This window comes from Streptomyces sp. NBC_01257, from assembly GCF_035917255.1.
Classification (GTDB): Bacteria; Actinomycetota; Actinomycetes; order Streptomycetales; family Streptomycetaceae; genus Streptomyces.
The window spans coordinates 5437331-5456868 of sequence record NZ_CP108472.1; the positions used below are offsets into that span (position 1 = coordinate 5437331).

Sequence of the window (19538 nt, forward strand, 5' to 3'; positions counted from 1 at the left end):
CCGTACTCTTGACCCTGTGCAGGAACTCCACGACGCGCCCCTCGCCCCCCTGACCACCTTCCGGCTCGGCGGACCCGCCACCCGCCTGATCACCGCGACGACCGACGCCGAAGTGGTCGAGGCCGTGAGCGAGGCCGACGACAGCGGCACCCCGCTCCTGGTCATCGGCGGCGGCAGCAACCTGGTCATCGGTGACAAGGGCTTCGACGGCACCGCCCTGCGCATCGCGACCAAGGGCTTCGTGCTCGACGGCGGGATGCTGGAGCTGGCCGCCGGAGAGATCTGGACGGACGCCGTCACCCGCAGCGTGGAGGCCGGTCTCGCCGGCCTCGAATGCCTGGCAGGCATCCCCGGCTCCGCCGGTGCGACACCGATCCAGAACGTCGGGGCGTACGGGCAGGAGGTGTCGTCCACCATCACGGAGGTCGTCGCCTACGACCGGCACTCCCGGGAGACGGTCACGATCCCGAACTCCGAGTGCGCCTTCGCTTACCGGCACAGCCGCTTCAAGGCCGAACCCGACCGTTTCGTGGTGCTGCGTGTCCGCTTCGGGCTGGAAGAGGCGGGCGGTCTGTCCGCGCCCCTCAAGTACCCCGAGACGGCCCGCGCCATGGGTGTCGCGGAAGGTGAACGCGTTCCCGCCGCTGCGGCGCGTGAAACCGTGCTCCGGCTCCGGGCAGGCAAGGGCATGGTGCTCGACCCCGAGGACCACGACACCTGGTCGGCCGGCTCGTTCTTCACCAACCCGATCCTGGACCGGGAAGAGTTCGACGCGTTCCTCGCCCGGGTGGCGGACCGGCTCGGACCGGAGGTGACGCCCCCCGCCTTCCCCGCGGGCGAGGGACGCACCAAGACCTCCGCGGCCTGGCTCATCGACCGGGCCGGCTTCACCAAGGGGTACGGCACCGGCCCGGCCCGCATCTCCACCAAGCACACGCTCGCCCTCACCAACCGCGGCGCCGCGAGCACCGAGGACCTGCTGGCCCTGGCGCGCGAGGTCGTCGCCGGCGTCCACGAGGTCTTCGGCGTCACGCTCGTCAACGAACCGGTGACCGTCGGCGTGAGCCTGTAGTCCCGTCCCGTCCTCAGTAGGCCACGCCCACGCCCTGCTTCACCGCCCCCGGGTCGTCGGTCAGCGCCAGCATCGCGTGCGCCACGTCGGCGCGCGAAATGGACCGGCCGCTGCGCGGATTGCTGCCGATGACCGTGCGGTAGGTGCCGGTCAGCGGTCCGTTGGTGAGCTTCGGCGGCCGTACGGACGTCCAGTCGGTCGCGGAGGCGGCCAGCGCGGCCTCCATGGCGGTGAGGTCCGCGTAGACCTCCTTCAGGATCGCGCCGATCGCCGAGAGCATCATCCGGTCGATCAGGGGATCGTCCGCGGGCTTCGGGGCGACCGGCGCCGCGCTCACCACGAGCAGCCGCCGGGTCCCCTCCGCCTCCATGGCCGTCAGCACGCTGCGGGTCAGCCGCTCGGCGATCCCGTCCGCCTTACGGCCCTTGGCACCCAGTCCTGACAGCACCGCGTCGCGGCCCGCGACCGCCTCGCGCAGCGCCTCCGGATCGTCGATGCGGGCCGCCGTGTGGACGGTGAGGCCGGAGAGCGGCACCGGCAGCCGCGCGGGATCGCGGACCACCGCCGTCACCTCGTGCCCCGCCGCCACCGCCTGGCGGACGATCTCCTGCCCGATGCCGCCTGTCGCGCCGAACACTGTGAGCTTCATGGCACACCCTCCTAGGGTGGGTAAGTATTCACTCACCTCTAGAGTGAGCGTGTACTCACCCACTCGTCAAGCTTCGTTGGAGTGCACATGGAGCAGAGGCCGGCCCGCGCCCGCATCATCGACGCCGCCCACCAGCTGATGCTCACCATCGGCCTGGCCCGGGCCACCACCAAGGAGATCGCCCGGGCCGCCGGCTGCTCGGAGGCGGCGCTCTACAAGCACTTCCCGAGCAAGGAGGAGCTGTTCGTGGTGGTGCTGAAGGAACGCCTGCCCAAGGTCGACGGCGTCCTGAAGCGGCTGATCGCCGACCCGGGGGAGGGGGAGCGGTCGCTGGAGCGCAATCTCACCGAGATCGCCCGCGAGGCCGCCCTCTTCTACGAGCAGAGCTTCCCGATCGCCGCGTCCCTGTACGCCGAGCCGAGGCTCAAGGAGCGCCACAACGAGGCCATGCGCGAGCTGGGAACCGGCCCCCACATCCCCATCCGCGGCGTCGACGCGTATCTGCGCGCCGAGCAGTCGGCGGGCCGGGTACGGGCCGACGCGGACACCTACGCGGCCGCCTCCCTGCTGATGGGGGCCTGCGCCCAGCGGGCCTTCGCCTACGACGCCACGGAGACCGGCGGACCGCCGCAGCCGCTCGACGCCTTCGCCGCCTCGATCGCCCGGATGCTGCTGGGCGGCCTCACGGGGTAGGCCGCACCGGGAACGTCAGCTCGCCGGCTTGGCCAGCCAGTCGTCCACACCTGCCAGGAGCTCCGCCCGCACGGCGTCCGGCGCCGCCGAACCCCGTACCGACTGGCGCGCCAGCTCCGCCAGCTCCTCGTCGGTGAAGGCGTGATGGCGGCGCACCAGGTCGTACTGCGCGGCCAGCCGGGAGCCGAAGAGCAGCGGGTCGTCCGCGCCGAGCGCCATCGGAACCCCGGCATCGAACAGAGTGCGCAGGGGTACGTCGGACGGCTTCTCGTAGACGCCGAGCGCCACGTTCGACGCCGGGCACACCTCGCAGGTCACCCCGCGCTCCGCCAGCCTGCGCAGCAGCCGCGGGTCCTCGGCGGCCCGCACGCCGTGCCCGACCCGCGAGGCCTCGAGGTCGTCCAGGCAGTCGCGGACGCTGGAGGGCCCCGACAGCTCGCCGCCGTGCGGAGCCGCCAGCAGGCCGCCCTCACGGGCGATGGCGAAGGCCCGGTCGAAGTCGCGGGCCATGCCGCGCCGCTCGTCGTTGGAGAGTCCGAACCCGACGACGCCCCGGTCCGCGTACCGCACGGCGAGCCGCGCCAGGGTCCGGGCGTCCAGCGGATGCTTCATCCGGTTGGCCGCGATCACCACCCGGATCGGCAGCCCGGTCCCGCGCGAGGCGCTGTCCACCGCGTCCAGGATGATCTCGATCGCCGGGATCAGTCCGCCGAGCAGGGGGGCGTACGAGGTGGGGTCGACCTGGATCTCCAGCCAGCCCGAGCCGTCCGCCACGTCCTCCTGGGCGGCCTCGCGCACCAGCCGCTGGATGTCCTCGGGCGACCGCAGACAGGACCGGGCGATGTCGTAGAGCCGCTGGAAGCGGAACCAGCCGCGCTCGTCCGTCGCGCGCAGTTGGGGAGGCTCGCCGCCGGTCAGCGCCTCCGGCAGCCGCACGCCGTACTTGTCGGCGAGTTCGAGCAGCGTCGTGGGCCGCATCGACCCGGTGAAATGCAGGTGCAGGTGGGCCTTGGGCAACAGCCGTACATCACGCTCCATTCAAAGATCTTGCCGCACGGACGGGGTGTCGCGGTAGCCGGATTCCCCATCGAGTTGCCCATCGAACGAAGGAGCGAACAAGAAAGCGACCCCCGGCCGGAGCCGGGGGTCGCTGACCGCATGCGGGAGGCGTCAGGCCTTGGCCTCGCCCAGCAGCTTCTGGAGCCGCGAAACGCCCTCGACGAGGTCCTCGTCACCCAGCGCGTAGGAAAGGCGCAGGTAGCCCGGCGTACCGAAGGCCTCGCCCGGTACGACCGCGACCTCGGCCTCGTCCAGGATCAGCGCCGCCAGCTCGACCGAGGTGGCCGGACGCTTGCCGCGGATCTCCTTGCCGAGCAGCTCCTTCACCGAGGGGTACGCGTAGAACGCGCCCTCGGGCTCGGGGCAGAGCACGCCGTCGATCTCGTTGAGCATCCGCACGATGGTCTGCCGGCGCCGGTCGAAGGCGGTGCGCATTTCGGCGACCGCGTCCAGGTTCCCGGAGACGGCGGCCAGCGCGGCGATCTGCGCCACGTTGGAGACGTTGGACGTCGCGTGCGACTGCAGGTTGGTCGCGGCCTTCACGACGTCCTTGGGGCCGACGATCCACCCCACGCGCCAGCCGGTCATCGCGTACGTCTTGGCGACCCCGTTGACCACGATGCACTTGTCGCGCAGCTCGGGCACGATCGCCGGCAGCGAGGTGAACTTCGCGTCGCCGTAGACCAGGTGCTCGTAGATCTCGTCGGTCAGCACCCACAGGCCGTGCTCGACGGCCCACTTGCCGATCGCCTCGGCGTCCGCCTCGCTGTAGACCGCACCGGTCGGGTTCGACGGGGAGACGAACAGGACGACCTTCGTACGCTCGGTACGGGCCGCCTCCAGCTGCTCCACGGAGACCCGGTACCCGGTGGTCTCGTCGGCGACGACCTCCACCGGGACACCGCCGGCCAGGCGGATCGACTCGGGGTAGGTGGTCCAGTACGGCGCCGGGACGATGACCTCGTCGCCCGGGTCGAGGATCGCGGCGAAGGCCTCGTAGATGGCCTGCTTGCCGCCGTTGGTCACCAGGATCTGGGAGGCGTCGACCTGGTAGCCGGAGTCGCGCAGCGTCTTCTCTGCGATGGCGGCCTTGAGCTCGGGGAGCCCGCCCGCGGGGGTGTAGCGGTGGTACTTCGGGTTGCGGCAGGCCTCGACCGCGGCGTCGACGATGTAGCCGGGCGTCGGGAAGTCGGGCTCGCCGGCACCGAAGCCGATCACCGGACGGCCGGCGGCCTTGAGGGCCTTGGCCTTGGCGTCGACGGCGAGGGTGGCGGACTCGGAGATGGCACCGATGCGGGCGGAGACCCGGCGCTCGGAGGGAGAAGTAGCAGCGCTCATGCCCCCATGCTCCCAGACCGTATTCCCCGTCGGCACAGGGGTTTCATGGACCGGACAGCACTCGGACAGCATGCGGACAGCCAATCGGAACGCCACCGGACAGCATCGGGCAGGAACGGTCGGGAGCTATCTGTTCGACGCCGGGCCTCTGAGCACGTACACTCACCTGTCGTTGGCCTTCACCAGCCGCACCGTTCCTGCACCCGGAGCATCCGGGAACATGCGGTAGGTTGGTGGAAACCACAAAGGGTCGTAGCTCAATTGGTAGAGCACTGGTCTCCAAAACCAGCGGTTGGGGGTTCAAGTCCCTCCGGCCCTGCTACACACTCCTTCGCCAGGATGTGTGCGCATGTACGTACTTCAATGCACCGCCGTGCGGCTCCACCGGGCGCGGCACGGCCATGACCCGGAATCAGGTGAGAAGCGTGACGGACGCCGTGGGCTCCATCGACATGCCTGATGCCGAGGATGAAGTCCCCGAGTCGAAGAAGAAGACCCGGAAGGGCGGCAAGCGCGGCAAGAAGGGCCCTCTGGGCCGTCTCGCGCTCTTCTACCGCCAGATCGTCGCCGAGCTCCGCAAGGTTGTCTGGCCGACTCGCAACCAGCTGACGACATACACCTCCGTGGTGATCGTGTTCGTGGTCGTCATGATTGGTCTTGTTACCGTGATTGACTTCGGTTTCCAGCGGGTCATCAAGTACGTCTTCGGCTGATCCCGCGGAGGGCGCCTCATGGGCGCCCCTTTCGCATGTTCCACCCATTTGTATCCAGGAAGAAGCAGCCACCGTGTCTGACCCGAACCTGAACGACGCCGTCGAGCCGACGGCGGGCGCCTTCGAGTCCGCCGAGGACGAGCTCGACATCGTCGAGGCGGCGGACGCTGTGGAGCCGGACCAGGCTGAAGCTGCCGACGCCGCCGCGGGCGAGCCCGCCGAGCAGGCCGCCGTGCACACCGAGGAAGCCGCCGACGAGGCCGCTGACGCCGAGGACGAGGCTTCCGACGAGGACGCCGAGGCGACCGACGAAGCCGCTGACGAGACCGACGAGGAAGAGGCCGAGCCGGCCGAGCCCGTCGACGCCGTCACCGCCCTGCGCGAGGAGCTCCGCGGCCTCCCGGGCGAGTGGTACGTCATTCACACGTACGCCGGTTACGAGAAGCGTGTGAAGGCCAACCTGGAGCAGCGCGCCGTCTCGCTGAACGTGGAGGAGTTCATCTATCAGGCCGAGGTGCCTGAGGAGGAAATCGTCCAGATCAAGAACGGCGAGCGCAAGAACGTCCGGCAGAACAAGCTCCCGGGTTACGTCCTGGTGCGCATGGACCTGACGAACGAGTCCTGGGGCGTCGTCCGCAACACTCCCGGTGTCACCGGCTTCGTGGGCAACGCCTACGACCCGTACCCGCTGACGCTGGACGAGATCGTCAAGATGCTCGCGCCGGAGGCCGAGGAGAAGGCCGCCCGCGAGGCCGCAGAGGCCGAGGGCAAGCCGGCTCCGTCCCGCAAGGTCGAGGTCCAGGTGCTGGACTTCGAGGTCGGCGACTCCGTCACCGTCACCGACGGCCCGTTCGCGACGCTGCAGGCGACGATCAACGAGATCAACGCCGACTCGAAGAAGGTCAAGGGCCTCGTCGAGATCTTCGGCCGCGAGACGCCGGTCGAGCTCAGCTTCGACCAGATCCAGAAGAACTAGCGGCTGCCCCGAGCGGGCGCCCACCAGCTTCTGGACACATGCCTACCGAGCAGGTCAGAACGGCTGTCAAAGCCGGTCTGACCTGCTCGGTTTTTGGTCGCGCAGCTATACCCGTTATCGTTGTGCGGTATGCCTGCATCCGGATGACCGGATGACGGCGAAAACTCTCACTAGGACCCGGAGAGAGCACATGCCTCCCAAGAAGAAGAAGGTCACGGGGCTTATCAAGCTCCAGATCAACGCCGGTGCGGCCAACCCGGCACCGCCGGTCGGCCCCGCACTGGGCCAGCACGGCGTCAACATCATGGAGTTCTGCAAGGCCTACAACGCCGCGACCGAGTCGCAGCGTGGCATGGTCGTGCCGGTGGAGATCACGGTCTACGACGACCGTTCCTTCACCTTCATCACCAAGACTCCGCCGGCCGCCAAGCTGATCCTCAAGGCCGCGGGTGTGGACAAGGGCTCCGGCGAGCCGCACAAGACCAAGGTTGCCAAGCTGACGGCCGCCCAGGTCCGCGAGATCGCCACGACGAAGCTCCCCGACCTGAACGCCAATGACCTCGACGCCGCGTCGAAGATCATCGCCGGCACCGCCCGTTCCATGGGCATCACGGTCGAAGGCTGATTCAGCCCCACCCCCTCAGTGGTAGGACCAAGCGCTGGTCCGCACCACGACTCCACACTCTGAAACCACAGGAGTAGAAGTGAAGCGCAGCAAGAACCTCCGCGCTGCGGACGCCAAGATCGACCGGGCGCGCAACTACGCCCCGCTCGAGGCCGTCCGTATCGCCAAGGACACCGCCTCCACGAAGTTCGACAGCACCGTCGAGGTCGCGTTTGCCCTGGGTGTTGACCCTCGCAAGGCCGACCAGATGGTCCGTGGCACCGTGAACCTCCCGCACGGCACCGGCAAGACCGCCCGGGTCCTGGTCTTCGCGACCGGTGACCGTGCTGCGGCCGCGGAAGCCGCGGGCGCCGACATCGTCGGCGCCGACGAGCTCATCGACGAGGTGGCGAAGGGCCGTCTGGACTTCGACGCCGTCGTCGCGACCCCGGACCTCATGGGCAAGGTCGGCCGCCTCGGCCGCGTGCTCGGTCCGCGTGGTCTGATGCCGAACCCGAAGACCGGCACCGTCACCCCCGACGTCGTGAAGGCTGTCAACGACATCAAGGGCGGCAAGATCGAGTTCCGCGTCGACAAGCACTCGAACCTGCACTTCATCATCGGCAAGACCTCGTTCGACGAGACCAAGCTGGTGGAGAACTACGCAGCGGCGCTGGAGGAGATCCTCCGTCTGAAGCCGTCCGCCGCCAAGGGCCGCTACATCAAGAAGGCCACGCTGGCCACCACGATGGGCCCCGGCATCCCGCTGGACTCCAACCGCACCCGTAACCTCCTCGTCGAGGAGGACCCGGCCGCCGTCTGAGCCTCCGTGCTCGTACGACCGCCGTGTCACGTGTGACATTGACGGGCCCCGCAACCTTTCGAGGTGCGGGGCCCGTCCTCGTATGTACGCAACCGTGGCTGTCGGAGCCGTGCGCTAGCGTGCGGGGCGTACCGGGAGCCGATCGAGGGGTGGAGACGGACATGAGGACCAGTACCGTACGGCGCGTGGGCCTGGCCGTGGCTGTGGCGGCGGCGCTGACGTCGGTCGCGGCCTGCGGCGGATCGGACGACGCCGCCGGGCCGAAGACCGAGGACGGGAACGGCGGCACCTCGGTGGTGAAGACCGACACCATCGCGGCGCTGCTCGACGTACAGAAGAAGACCGGCACGGCGAACTCGGCGAAGATCGAGGGCACCACCGTCATGGGCAGCACCATGTCCATGAAGCAGAGCGGGGTCATGGAGTGGTCCGACGGCGTCACCGGCGCCATGAAGATCACCTACACGGGCGGCTCCATGGCCGACTCCATGAAGAAGCTCGGCAGCGACGGCAGCATGCAGGCCCGCTACTTCAAGGACGGCTACGCCGCCGACATGGGCCCGGCCATGGCCAAGCAGACCGGCGGCAAGCGCTGGATCAGCTACTCCTACGACGACCTCGCCGAGCTCGGCGGTGCCTCCGGTGCCGCGATGAAGGACCAGATGCAGAACACCACTCCCGACCAGGGAGTGAAGTCGCTGCTGGCCTCCGGTGACGTGAAGAAGGTCGGCCAGGAGGATGTCCGCGGTGTCGCCACCACGCACTACTCCGGCACCGTCGACGTCGCCGAGCTGACCGCCAAGAACTCCAAGCTCGACGCCGACCAGCTCACCGCCCTCAAGAAGCAGCTCACCGACGCGGGCATCACCACGGAGAAGGTCGACATCTGGGTCGACGGGAACGACCTCCTGGTGAAGAAGAGCGAGCGCGGACAGATGAAGACCGGCGAGCTCAACTCGACGGTGTTCTACAGCGACTACGGGACCAAGGTCTCGGTCGAGCGGCCGCCGGCCGGCGAGACCATCGGCTTCAAGGAACTGCTGGAACAGCAGCAGGGTGCGGCCTCGGGCGCGTCCTAAACCTCTCCGGAGCACCCGAAGCGGGACGGATTTGCCCGGCGCGACCCCGGTCGCGTACTCTTCTGCAGAAGCCAAAGACCGCTGGTCGTTGCTCGGAACCCGCAAGGGTGACGGCAACCGAAGGATCCGTTGGATACGGACGACCTGCGCAGGTGACTGTGGAAAAGCTCCCGGACTCGTTCCGGTCGAGCTTCGCCCTGGCGCCTGCGCCGGGGCGTTTCGTCTTTTCCGGGTTCTTTTGAGCGGTCCTCATCACCCGGAAGGAGGCCGACGCTCATGGCAAGGCCCGACAAGGCTGCAGCGGTAGCCGAGCTCGCGGACCAGTTCCGCAGCTCGAACGCCGCCGTGCTGACCGAGTACCGGGGTCTCACCGTGGCACAGCTCAAGCAGCTGCGCCGTTCGCTCGGTGAGAACGCCCAGTACGCCGTGGTGAAGAACACGCTGACCAAGATTGCGGCCAACGAGGCCGGGATCGACACGCTGGACGACCTGTTCGCAGGTCCGACGGCGGTTGCCTTCGTCACCGGTGACCCGGTGGAGTCGGCGAAGGGTCTTCGTGACTTCGCCAAGGACAACCCCAACCTCATCATCAAGGGCGGTGTCCTTGACGGTAAGGCGCTGTCCGCCGATGAGATCAAGAAGCTCGCGGACCTCGAGTCCCGCGAGGTTCTGCTCGCCAAGCTGGCCGGCGCCATGAAGGGCAAGCAGACTCAGGCTGCGCAGCTCTTCCAGGCTCTGCCGTCGAAGTTCGTCCGCACCGCGGAAGCTCTTCGTGCCAAGCGGGAAGAGCAGGGCGGTGCCGGTACTCCGGCTCCCGCCGAGGCCGCCGAGTAATTTCGCTCAGCGGTCCAGCGGGCTCCACGTACGCCCGCCGACATATACATCCGGCACCTGCCGAATAGTGGAAGGACGCCATCATGGCGAAGCTCAGCCAGGAAGACCTGCTCGCTCAGTTCGAGGAGCTCACCCTCATCGAGCTCTCCGAGTTCGTCAAGGCCTTCGAGGAGAAGTTCGACGTCACCGCCGCCGCGGCCGTCGCCGCCGCTCCGGTCGGCGCTGCTGCCCCGGCCGAGGCCGCTGCCGAGCAGGACGAGTTCGACGTCATCCTCACCGCCGCCGGTGACAAGAAGATCCAGGTCATCAAGGTCGTGCGTGAGCTGACCTCCCTCGGCCTGAAGGAGGCCAAGGACCTCGTCGACGGCGCCCCGAAGCCCGTCGTCGAGAAGGTCGCCAAGGAGGCCGCCGAGAAGGCTGCCGAGTCCCTCAAGGCCGCCGGCGCCTCCGTCGAGGTCAAGTGACCCTGCGAGTCTTCTGACTCGTCTGGACCCCCGTGCCGCGAGGCACGGACGTCACATCGCGAAAGGCGACCACCCGTATGGGTGGTCGCCTTTCGGCGTACCCGTGGCGGGTGCCTTGCTCTTCCCGCGCTGACGAGTATGGTGATCTTCGCCGTGCGCCTCTCGTGGGGGGCGCGGGCGGTGGCGAGGGGCGGCGGGGCACGAGTCTCGGGGCCCGTCCCGGCTGGGGGGCCTTGACGAACCGCACGAGGCGCGCAATTCTCAAGGCGCGTCGTCACATCGATCCGGATCCGAGGCATGGATCGATGGCGAAGAGGGCAGTAAAGAAGAGCGCAGCTCGCGCAGGGCTAGACATAGGTGTTGAGAACAGCTGTTGAGAGCAACGTGGGTCTCTGAGAACCCCGACTGGACATCAGTGTGCCGCTTGGCTACACTGACCCTTTGCGCTGCCTGTTAGCTGCCTCCTGCCCGTCACCAGGGGCATACCCATCCTGTGCACCGTGGACCGTTCATCCCTCACCTGGGATATCTGTCCACCTGTCCAATTTGGGACCGGTACGCGCGTAGTGAGTCCGAGCCCTCGGAAGGACCCCCTCTTGGCCGCCTCGCGCAACGCCTCGACCGCGAATACGAACAACGGTGCCAGCACCGCCCCGCTGCGCATCTCTTTTGCAAAGATCAAGGAGCCCCTCGAGGTTCCGAACCTCCTCGCGCTGCAGACCGAGAGCTTTGACTGGCTCCTCGGTAATGCCGCCTGGAAGGCTCGCGTCGAGGCTGCTCTGGACAGTGGACAAGACGTCCCCACCAAGTCCGGCCTGGAGGAGATCTTCGAGGAGATCTCACCGATCGAGGACTTCTCCGGGTCGATGTCGCTTACGTTCCGCGACCACCGCTTCGAGCCCCCCAAGAACTCGATCGACGAGTGCAAGGAGCGCGACTTCACGTTCGCCGCCCCGCTCTTCGTCACGGCCGAGTTCACCAACAACGAGACCGGCGAGATCAAGTCCCAGACGGTCTTCATGGGCGATTTCCCGCTCATGACCAACAAGGGCACCTTCGTCATCAACGGCACCGAGCGTGTCGTGGTGTCGCAGCTGGTCCGCTCGCCGGGTGTCTACTTCGACTCGTCGATCGACAAGACGTCCGACAAGGACATCTTCTCCGCCAAGATCATCCCGTCCCGGGGTGCCTGGCTGGAGATGGAGATCGACAAGCGCGACATGGTCGGTGTCCGCATCGACCGCAAGCGCAAGCAGTCCGTCACCGTCCTCCTGAAGGCTCTCGGCTGGAGCACCGAGCAGATCCTCGAGGAGTTCGGCGAGTACGAGTCCATGCGCGCCACCCTGGAGAAGGACCACACCCAGGGCCAGGACGACGCGCTGCTCGACATCTACCGCAAGCTCCGCCCCGGCGAGCCGCCGACCCGCGAGGCCGCTCAGACGCTGCTCGAGAACCTCTACTTCAACCCGAAGCGCTACGACCTCGCGAAGGTCGGCCGCTACAAGGTGAACAAGAAGCTCGGCGCCGACGAGCCGCTGGACGCCGGCGTGCTCACCACCGACGACGTCATCGCGACCATCAAGTACCTGGTCAAGCTGCACGCCGGTGAGACCGAGACGACCGGCGAGTCGGGCCGGGAGATCGTCGTCGAGACCGACGACATCGACCACTTCGGCAACCGCCGTCTGCGTAACGTCGGCGAGCTCATCCAGAACCAGGTCCGTACGGGTCTGGCGAGGATGGAGCGCGTCGTGCGTGAGCGCATGACGACCCAGGACGTCGAGGCGATCACGCCGCAGACCCTGATCAACATCCGGCCGGTCGTCGCCTCCATCAAGGAGTTCTTCGGCACCAGCCAGCTGTCCCAGTTCATGGACCAGAACAACCCGCTGTCGGGTCTCACCCACAAGCGCCGCCTGTCGGCTCTTGGCCCGGGTGGTCTCTCCCGTGAGCGGGCCGGCTTCGAGGTCCGTGACGTGCACCCGTCCCACTACGGACGCATGTGCCCGATCGAGACCCCTGAAGGCCCGAACATCGGTCTGATCGGTTCGCTCGCCTCGTACGGCCGCGTCAACGCGTTCGGCTTCATCGAGACGCCGTACCGCAAGGTCGTCGACGGCCAGGTCACCGACGAGGTCGACTACGTCACGGCCGACGAGGAAGACCGTTACGTCATCGCCCAGGCGAACGCGACGCTCTCCGACGAGCTGCGCTTCACCGAGCCCCGCGTCCTGGTCCGCCGTCGTGGCGGAGAGGTCGACTACGTGCCCGGCACCGAAGTCGACTACATGGACGTCTCGCCGCGCCAGATGGTGTCCGTCGCCACCGCGATGATCCCGTTCCTGGAGCACGACGACGCCAACCGTGCCCTCATGGGCGCGAACATGATGCGTCAGGCGGTGCCGCTCATCAAGTCCGAGGCGCCGCTCGTCGGCACCGGCATGGAGTACCGCTGCGCCACCGACGCCGGTGACGTGCTGAAGGCCGAGAAGGACGGTGTGGTCCAGGAGGTCTCCGCGGACTACATCACCGTGACGAACGATGACGGTACGTACACCACGTACCGCATCGCGAAGTTCATGCGCTCCAACCAGGGCACCTCGGTCAACCAGAAGGTCGTCGTCTCCGAGGGCGACCGGGTCATCGAGGGCCAGGTGCTCGCCGACGGTCCGGCCACCGAGAACGGTGAGATGGCGCTCGGCAAGAACCTGCTCGTGGCGTTCATGCCCTGGGAGGGTCACAACTACGAGGACGCGATCATTCTTTCGCAGCGCCTCGTACAGGACGACGTCCTCTCCTCGATCCACATCGAGGAGCACGAGGTCGACGCCCGTGACACCAAGCTCGGCCCGGAGGAGATCACCCGGGACATCCCGAACGTCTCCGAAGAGGTCCTCGCCGACCTCGACGAGCGCGGCATCATCCGTATCGGTGCCGAGGTCGTCGCCGGCGACATCCTCGTCGGCAAGGTCACGCCCAAGGGCGAGACCGAGCTGACCCCCGAGGAGCGCCTGCTCCGCGCGATCTTCGGTGAGAAGGCGCGCGAAGTGCGCGACACCTCGCTGAAGGTGCCGCACGGTGAGATCGGCAAGGTCATCGGCGTCCGCGTCTTCGACCGCGAAGAGGGCGACGAGCTGCCGCCGGGCGTGAACCAGCTGGTCCGCGTCTACGTCGCGCAGAAGCGCAAGATCACCGACGGTGACAAGCTCGCCGGCCGTCACGGCAACAAGGGCGTCATCTCGAAGATCCTCCCGATCGAGGACATGCCGTTCCTGGAGGACGGCACCCCGGTCGACATCATCCTCAACCCGCTGGGTGTCCCGTCCCGAATGAACCCGGGACAGGTCCTGGAGATCCACCTCGGCTGGCTCGCCAGCCGCGGCTGGGACGTCTCCGGCCTCGGTGACGAGTGGGCCAAGCGCCTGCAGTTCATCGGCGCCGACCAGGTCGCCCCCGGCACCAACGTCGCCACGCCCGTCTTCGACGGTGCGCGCGAGGACGAGATCACCGGCCTGTTCCAGGCCACGATCCCGAACCGCGACGGCGACCGGCTGGTCCAGCCCTCGGGCAAGGCCAACCTGTTCGACGGCCGCTCCGGCGAGCCGTTCCCCGAGCCGGTCTCGGTCGGCTTCATGTACATCCTCAAGCTCCACCACCTCGTCGACGACAAGCTGCACGCTCGTTCGACGGGTCCGTACTCCATGATCACCCAGCAGCCGCTGGGTGGTAAGGCTCAGTTCGGTGGACAGCGCTTCGGTGAAATGGAGGTGTGGGCCCTTGAAGCTTATGGCGCCGCTTACGCCCTCCAGGAGCTGCTGACGATCAAGTCCGACGACGTGACCGGCCGCGTGAAGGTCTACGAGGCCATCGTCAAGGGCGAGAACATCCCCGAGCCCGGCATTCCCGAGTCCTTCAAGGTGCTCATCAAGGAAATGCAGTCGCTCTGCCTCAACGTGGAGGTGCTGTCCTCGGACGGCATGTCCATCGAGATGCGCGACACGGACGAGGACGTCTTCCGCGCGGCGGAGGAGCTCGGAATCGACCTGTCCCGGCGAGAGCCGAGCAGCGTCGAAGAGGTCTGACGGGTTGGCCGGCCGGATCCCCGTGATCCGGCCGGCTCTCCCCGGACCCGTTCAGACCATTGCTGAAGTGCCCCGATTTCTCGCGTGACGCGAGGGGGCTCGAACCCCCGAAAGAGGGATTGACGACAAGTGCTCGACGTCAACTTCTTCGACGAGCTGCGGATCGGCCTTGCCACCGCGGACGACATCCGGACCTGGTCCCACGGCGAAGTGAAGAAGCCGGAGACCATCAACTACCGCACGCTCAAGCCCGAAAAGGACGGACTCTTCTGCGAGAAGATCTTCGGTCCGACCCGGGACTGGGAGTGCTACTGCGGCAAGTACAAGCGTGTCCGCTTCAAGGGCATCATCTGTGAGCGCTGTGGCGTCGAGGTCACTCGCGCCAAGGTGCGCCGTGAGCGCATGGGCCACATCGAGCTTGCCGCTCCCGTCACCCACATCTGGTACTTCAAGGGTGTCCCGTCGCGTCTGGGCTACCTGCTGGACCTCGCGCCGAAGGACCTCGAGAAGGTCATCTACTTCGCCGCGTACATGATCACGTTCGTCGACGAGGAGCGCCGTACCCGCGACCTCCCGTCGCTGGAGGCGCACGTCTCCGTCGAGCGTCAGCAGGTCGAGAACCGTCGCGACTCGGACCTCGAGAACCGTGCCAAGAAGCTCGAGACCGACCTCGGCGAGCTGGAGGCCGAGGGCGCCAAGGCCGACGTGCGCCGCAAGGTGCGCGAAGGTGCCGAGCGCGAGATGAAGCAGCTGCGCGACCGTGCGCAGCGCGAGATCGACCGCCTCGACGAGGTGTGGAGCCGCTTCAAGAACCTCAAGGTCCAGGACCTTGAGGGCGACGAGCTGCTCTACCGCGAGCTGCGTGACCGCTTCGGCACGTACTTCGACGGCTGCATGGGTGCCGCTGCTCTGCAGAAGCGCCTCGAGTCGTTCGACCTCGACGAGGAGGCCGAGCGCCTCCGCGAGATCATCCGTACCGGCAAGGGCCAGAAGAAGACCCGTGCGCTCAAGCGCCTCAAGGTCGTCTCCGCGTTCCTGCAGACCAGCAACAAGCCCAAGGGCATGGTGCTCGACTGCGTGCCGGTCATCCCGCCGGACCTGCGTCCGATGGTGCAGCTGGACGGTGGCCGCTTCGCGACCTCCGACCTGAACGACCTGTACCGCCGTGTGATCAACCGCAACAACCGCCTCAAGCGTCTCCTTGACCTCGGTGCCCCCGAGATCATCGTGAACAACGAGAAGCGGATGCTGCAGGAGGCCGTCGACGCGCTGTTCGACAACGGCCGCCGCGGTCGCCCGGTCACCGGTCCCGGTAACCGCCCGCTCAAGTCCCTCAGCGACATGCTGAAGGGCAAGCAGGGTCGATTCCGTCAGAACCTTCTCGGTAAGCGTGTGGACTACTCCGCGCGTTCCGTGATCGTCGTCGGCCCGCAGCTGAAGCTGCACCAGTGCGGTCTGCCCAAGGCCATGGCGCTGGAGCTCTTCAAGCCGTTCGTGATGAAGCGCCTGGTGGACCTGAACCACGCGCAGAACATCAAGTCGGCCAAGCGCATGGTCGAGCGCGGCCGCACGGTCGTGTACGACGTCCTGGAAGAGGTCATCGCGGAGCACCCGGTTCTCCTGAACCGTGCGCCCACGCTGCACCGTCTCGGCATCCAGGCCTTCGAGCCGCAGCTCGTCGAGGGCAAGGCCATCCAGATCCACCCGCTCGTCTGCACCGCGTTCAACGCGGACTTCGACGGTGACCAGATGGCCGTGCACCTGCCGCTCTCCGCGGAGGCGCAGGCCGAGGCCCGCATCCTGATGCTGTCCTCGAACAACATCCTGAAGCCGGCCGACGGCCGTCCGGTCACGATGCCGACCCAGGACATGGTGCTGGGTCTGTTCTTCCTGACCACCGACGGTGAACTCCGTGACACCAAGGGCGAGGGCCGCGCGTTCGGCTCCACGGCCGAGGCGATCATGGCGTTCGACGCCGGCGAGCTGGCGCTCCAGTCGTCCGTCGACATCCGCTTCCCGGTGGGCACCATCCCGCCGCGTGGCTGGGTGCCGCCGGTCGCCGAGGAGGGCGAGCCCGAGTACCAGCCGGGTGACACCTTCCGGCTGCGCACCAGCCTGGGCCGCGCGCTCTTCAACGAGCTGCTGCCCGAGGACTACCCGTTCGTCGACTACTCGGTCGGCAAGAAGCAGCTCTCCGAGATCGTCAACGACCTCGCCGAGCGCTACCCCAAGGTCATCGTGGCGGCGACGCTCGACAACCTGAAGGCGGCCGGCTTCCACTGGGCCACCCGTTCCGGAGTCACCGTCTCCGTCGCGGACATCGTCGTCCCCGAGGCCAAGAAGGCCATCGTCAAGGGCTACGAGGACCAGGACGAGAAGGTCCAGAAGCAGTACGAGCGCGGTCTGATCACCAAGGACGAGCGCACGCAGGAGCTCATCGCGATCTGGACCAAGGCGACCAACGAGGTTGCCGAGGCGATGAACGCGAACTTCCCCAAGACGAACCCCATCTTCATGATGGTTGACTCGGGTGCCCGAGGAAACATGATGCAGATGCGTCAGATCGCCGGTATGCGTGGTCTGGTGTCCAACGCCAAGAACGAGACGATCCCTCGTCCCATCAAGGCGTCCTTCCGTGAGGGCCTCACCGTTCTGGAGTACTTCATCTCCACGCACGGTGCCCGTAAGGGTCTGGCGGACACCGCCCTGCGTACCGCCGACTCGGGTTACCTGACCCGTCGTCTGGTGGACGTCTCGCAGGACGTGATCATTCGCGAGGAGGACTGCGGCACCGACCGTGGCCTCAAGCTGAAGATCGCGGTCAAGGGTGCCGACGGCGTGCTCCGCAAGACGGACGACGTCGAGACCTCGGTGTACGCCCGCATGCTGGCCGAGGACGTCGTCGTCGACGGCAAGGTCATCGCGCCGGCCAACGTCGACCTCGGTGACGTCCTGATCGACGCCCTGGTGGGCGCCGGAGTCGAGGAGGTCAAGACCCGCTCGGTCCTGACCTGTGAGTCCGCGGTCGGCACCTGTGCCTTCTGCTACGGACGCTCGCTCGCCACCGGCAAGCTGGTCGACATCGGTGAGGCGGTCGGCATCATCGCCGCCCAGTCCATCGGTGAGCCCGGTACCCAGCTGACGATGCGTACCTTCCACACCGGTGGTGTGGCCGGTGACGACATCACCCAGGGTCTGCCCCGAGTCGTCGAGCTCTTCGAAGCCCGTACGCCGAAGGGTGTCGCCCCGATCTCGGAGTCCGCGGGCCGGGTCCGGATCGAGGAGACCGAGAAGACCAAGAAGCTCGTGGTCACGCCGGACGACGGCAGCGACGAGATTCCCTTCCCGATCTCCAAGCGCGCCCGCCTGCTGGTGGGCGAGGGCGACCACGTCGAGGTGGGCCAGAAGCTCACCGTGGGTGCCACCAACCCGCACGACGTGCTGCGGATCCTCGGTCAGCGCGCGGTCCAGGTCCACCTGGTCGGCGAAGTCCAGAAGGTCTACAACTCGCAGGGTGTGTCGATCCACGACAAGCACATCGAGATCATCATCCGGCAGATGCTCCGCCGCGTGACGATCATCGAGTCCGGCGACGCGGAACTGCTGCCGGGCGAGCTCGTCGAGCGCTCGAAGTTCGAGACCGAGAACCGTCGTGTGGTCCAGGAGAGCGGTCACCCCGCCTCCGGCCGACCGCAGCTGATGGGTATCACCAAGGCCTCGCTGGCGACGGAGTCGTGGCTGTCCGCGGCTTCCTTCCAGGAGACGACCAGGGTCCTGACGGACGCGGCGATCAACGCCAAGTCCGACTCCCTGATCGGCCTCAAGGAGAACGTCATCATCGGTAAGCTCATCCCGGCCGGTACGGGTCTGTCCCGCTACCGCAACATCCGGGTCGAGCCGACCGAGGAGGCCAAGGCCGCGATGTACTCGGCCGTCGGCTACGACGACATCGACTACTCGCCGTTCGGCACCGGCTCCGGCCAGGCCGTTCCGCTGGAGGACTACGACTACGGTCCGTACAACCAGTAGGCGAGTCGCCTGATACGACCGGAGGGCGGTCATCCCGTACATGGGGTGACCGCCCTCCGGCGTTTCCGGGTAGCGCCTGGCGCGGGCGGCCGGACCTCGTAGTCCGTGAGCTGCCGGTCGCTCCGGTCAGTTATCGGTAAGGGCTGCTGAATTTCAGGCGAACTCGGAGAGAAGCCCATCAGCTTTCGCGTGCGTTCTCCGAGGTGATCGGCCAATTGCAGACGGGGCGTTGCGGTGCGGTCATCGTGCTGACGTAAAGGGGGAAAAGGCCGCCTTTCCCTGGCGCCGCGACCAGGTCTTTGTCTTGAATAGATCAGGCAGGAAGCTGGGTTTTGCTTTGAGGTCTTCCGGGGTTTCTCAGGGGTCGGGATCATTCAGGTGCCCTGGAATCACCCGGGTGCCTCGGCTGCTGGCATGGCGGCGCACCCTTCGATTATTTTGGGCCTTTTTGTGTATGTGTGCCTGCGGCCCTTTCGCTGAAGGTGTTGCTGCGTGCTGGGGTGTTGTGCGATGATTTCCCCAAAAATCGCCCTGGAGGCTCGGTGCCGTTTTTTGTCGTCGGCGTAATATTTCTTATTTCCATCATGACGCTTCTGGTGTTCGGAATCCCTTTCCTCCTACAGTCTCCCCTGCGTGCGCGCGGAGTGCACTGCTACGCCACAGTCGCCCGCAAATCCATCCCCAAAGACGGCAAGATCGATGTGGTTTTCGCGTACGTCACTGCCGACCGAAAGCGGTTTACGATAACGAGGTTCGGTCTCTCCTATGTGCCTGAAGGTGCGGGCGTGATCTACGATCCGCTGAATCCCGGGCGATCTGAATTTGTCGACGCGGTCCCCGGGAACCCGAGGAGGCGGCGCATATTTCTGATCGTGACGGCAGGGGTGGCGGTGATCGCGTTGGCGTTGCTCTGTGTCGGGCTGTTGGTCTGACGTGTTGCGCCCGGTACGCGATGTCCGCGCACGGGTTCTGTGCTGAACCGCACTGATCCGCGTGCCCCGCCTGCGGCTTGCGTCCGCCCCTCGGCCCGGTCTCGCGTCGGCCGAGTGGTGCGCAGCCTCGGGGGCGGGCCGAGGGGGTTGGTGAGGTGCGGCGGGGGCCGGCCCGGCGCCCCACGGCCCCG

15 protein-coding genes and 1 tRNA gene are annotated in these 19538 nt (G+C 67.1%); 13 read left to right on the forward strand and 3 right to left on the reverse strand.

Annotated elements, in window-relative coordinates; genetic code table 11:
• Window positions 1–16: 16 nt before the first annotated feature.
• Window positions 17–1072 (forward strand): UDP-N-acetylmuramate dehydrogenase, encoded by a 1056-nt coding sequence (locus OG408_RS23600; protein ID WP_326671809.1) that lies wholly within the window; start codon window positions 17–19, stop codon window positions 1070–1072.
• 13 nt (window positions 1073–1085) lie between these two features.
• On the opposite strand, the gene OG408_RS23605 is transcribed toward OG408_RS23600, so the two are convergent.
• Window positions 1086–1721, reverse strand: coding sequence for an NAD(P)-dependent oxidoreductase (locus tag OG408_RS23605; protein WP_326671811.1), 636 nt, complete (start codon window positions 1719–1721; stop codon window positions 1086–1088).
• A gap of 87 nt (window positions 1722–1808) precedes the next feature.
• Between OG408_RS23605 and OG408_RS23610 the strand changes: the two genes are divergently transcribed.
• Window positions 1809–2414 (forward strand): TetR/AcrR family transcriptional regulator, encoded by a 606-nt coding sequence (locus OG408_RS23610; RefSeq protein ID WP_266781629.1) that lies wholly within the window; start codon window positions 1809–1811, stop codon window positions 2412–2414.
• 15 nt (window positions 2415–2429) lie between these two features.
• On the opposite strand, the gene OG408_RS23615 is transcribed toward OG408_RS23610, so the two are convergent.
• Together OG408_RS23615 and OG408_RS23620 are read right to left on the reverse strand one after the other, a co-directional pair.
• Window positions 2430–3452: an adenosine deaminase gene (locus OG408_RS23615; protein WP_266781631.1), complete on the reverse strand. Its 1023-nt coding sequence runs from the start codon at window positions 3450–3452 to the stop codon at window positions 2430–2432.
• 132 nt (window positions 3453–3584) lie between these two features.
• Window positions 3585–4811 (reverse strand): pyridoxal phosphate-dependent aminotransferase, encoded by a 1227-nt coding sequence (locus OG408_RS23620; RefSeq protein WP_266781633.1) that lies wholly within the window; start codon window positions 4809–4811, stop codon window positions 3585–3587.
• 246 nt (window positions 4812–5057) lie between these two features.
• Here OG408_RS23620 and OG408_RS23625 point away from each other — a divergent pair.
• The 11 genes from OG408_RS23625 to OG408_RS23675 all read left to right on the forward strand — a co-directional run bounded on the left by OG408_RS23625 (window position 5058) and on the right by OG408_RS23675 (window position 19347).
• Window positions 5058–5130: transfer RNA gene (locus OG408_RS23625), tRNA-Trp, on the forward strand.
• A gap of 106 nt (window positions 5131–5236) precedes the next feature.
• On the forward strand, window positions 5237–5524 hold the full coding sequence (secE, locus tag OG408_RS23630) for a preprotein translocase subunit SecE (RefSeq protein ID WP_073732696.1): 288 nt from the start codon (window positions 5237–5239) through the stop codon (window positions 5522–5524).
• A gap of 73 nt (window positions 5525–5597) precedes the next feature.
• Entirely contained in the window at window positions 5598–6500 is a 903-nt protein-coding gene (gene nusG / locus OG408_RS23635; protein WP_266781636.1) for a transcription termination/antitermination protein NusG, read from the forward strand.
• A 190-nt stretch (window positions 6501–6690) separates the two neighbouring features.
• Entirely contained in the window at window positions 6691–7125 is a 435-nt protein-coding gene (gene rplK, locus OG408_RS23640; RefSeq protein WP_024494105.1) for a 50S ribosomal protein L11, read from the forward strand.
• 79 nt (window positions 7126–7204) lie between these two features.
• Window positions 7205–7927 carry a 50S ribosomal protein L1 gene (gene rplA / locus OG408_RS23645; protein WP_266781638.1) on the forward strand — a complete coding sequence of 241 codons (723 nt, stop codon included), beginning with the start codon at window positions 7205–7207 and terminating at the stop codon, window positions 7925–7927.
• 161 nt (window positions 7928–8088) lie between these two features.
• Window positions 8089–9006, forward strand: coding sequence for a hypothetical protein (locus OG408_RS23650; RefSeq protein ID WP_266781640.1), 918 nt, complete (start codon window positions 8089–8091; stop codon window positions 9004–9006).
• 276 nt (window positions 9007–9282) lie between these two features.
• Window positions 9283–9840, forward strand: a complete 558-nt coding sequence (gene rplJ / locus OG408_RS23655; RefSeq protein WP_148020214.1) for a 50S ribosomal protein L10 — start codon at window positions 9283–9285, stop codon at window positions 9838–9840.
• 83 nt (window positions 9841–9923) lie between these two features.
• A complete protein-coding gene (gene rplL, locus OG408_RS23660) occupies window positions 9924–10304 on the forward strand; it encodes a 50S ribosomal protein L7/L12 (protein ID WP_148020215.1) in 381 nt (126 codons plus the stop codon).
• Window positions 10305–10900: 596 nt separating this feature from the next.
• Window positions 10901–14386 (forward strand): DNA-directed RNA polymerase subunit beta, encoded by a 3486-nt coding sequence (gene rpoB, locus OG408_RS23665; RefSeq protein WP_266781644.1) that lies wholly within the window; start codon window positions 10901–10903, stop codon window positions 14384–14386.
• A gap of 129 nt (window positions 14387–14515) precedes the next feature.
• The gene (locus OG408_RS23670; RefSeq protein WP_266781646.1) at window positions 14516–18415 is read left to right on the forward strand and encodes a DNA-directed RNA polymerase subunit beta'; all 3900 of its coding nucleotides are present in this window, start codon (window positions 14516–14518) and stop codon (window positions 18413–18415) included.
• Window positions 18416–18873: 458 nt separating this feature from the next.
• Window positions 18874–19347 (forward strand): hypothetical protein, encoded by a 474-nt coding sequence (locus tag OG408_RS23675; protein ID WP_326671817.1) that lies wholly within the window; start codon window positions 18874–18876, stop codon window positions 19345–19347.
• The last annotated feature ends 191 nt before the right edge of the window (window positions 19348–19538 follow it).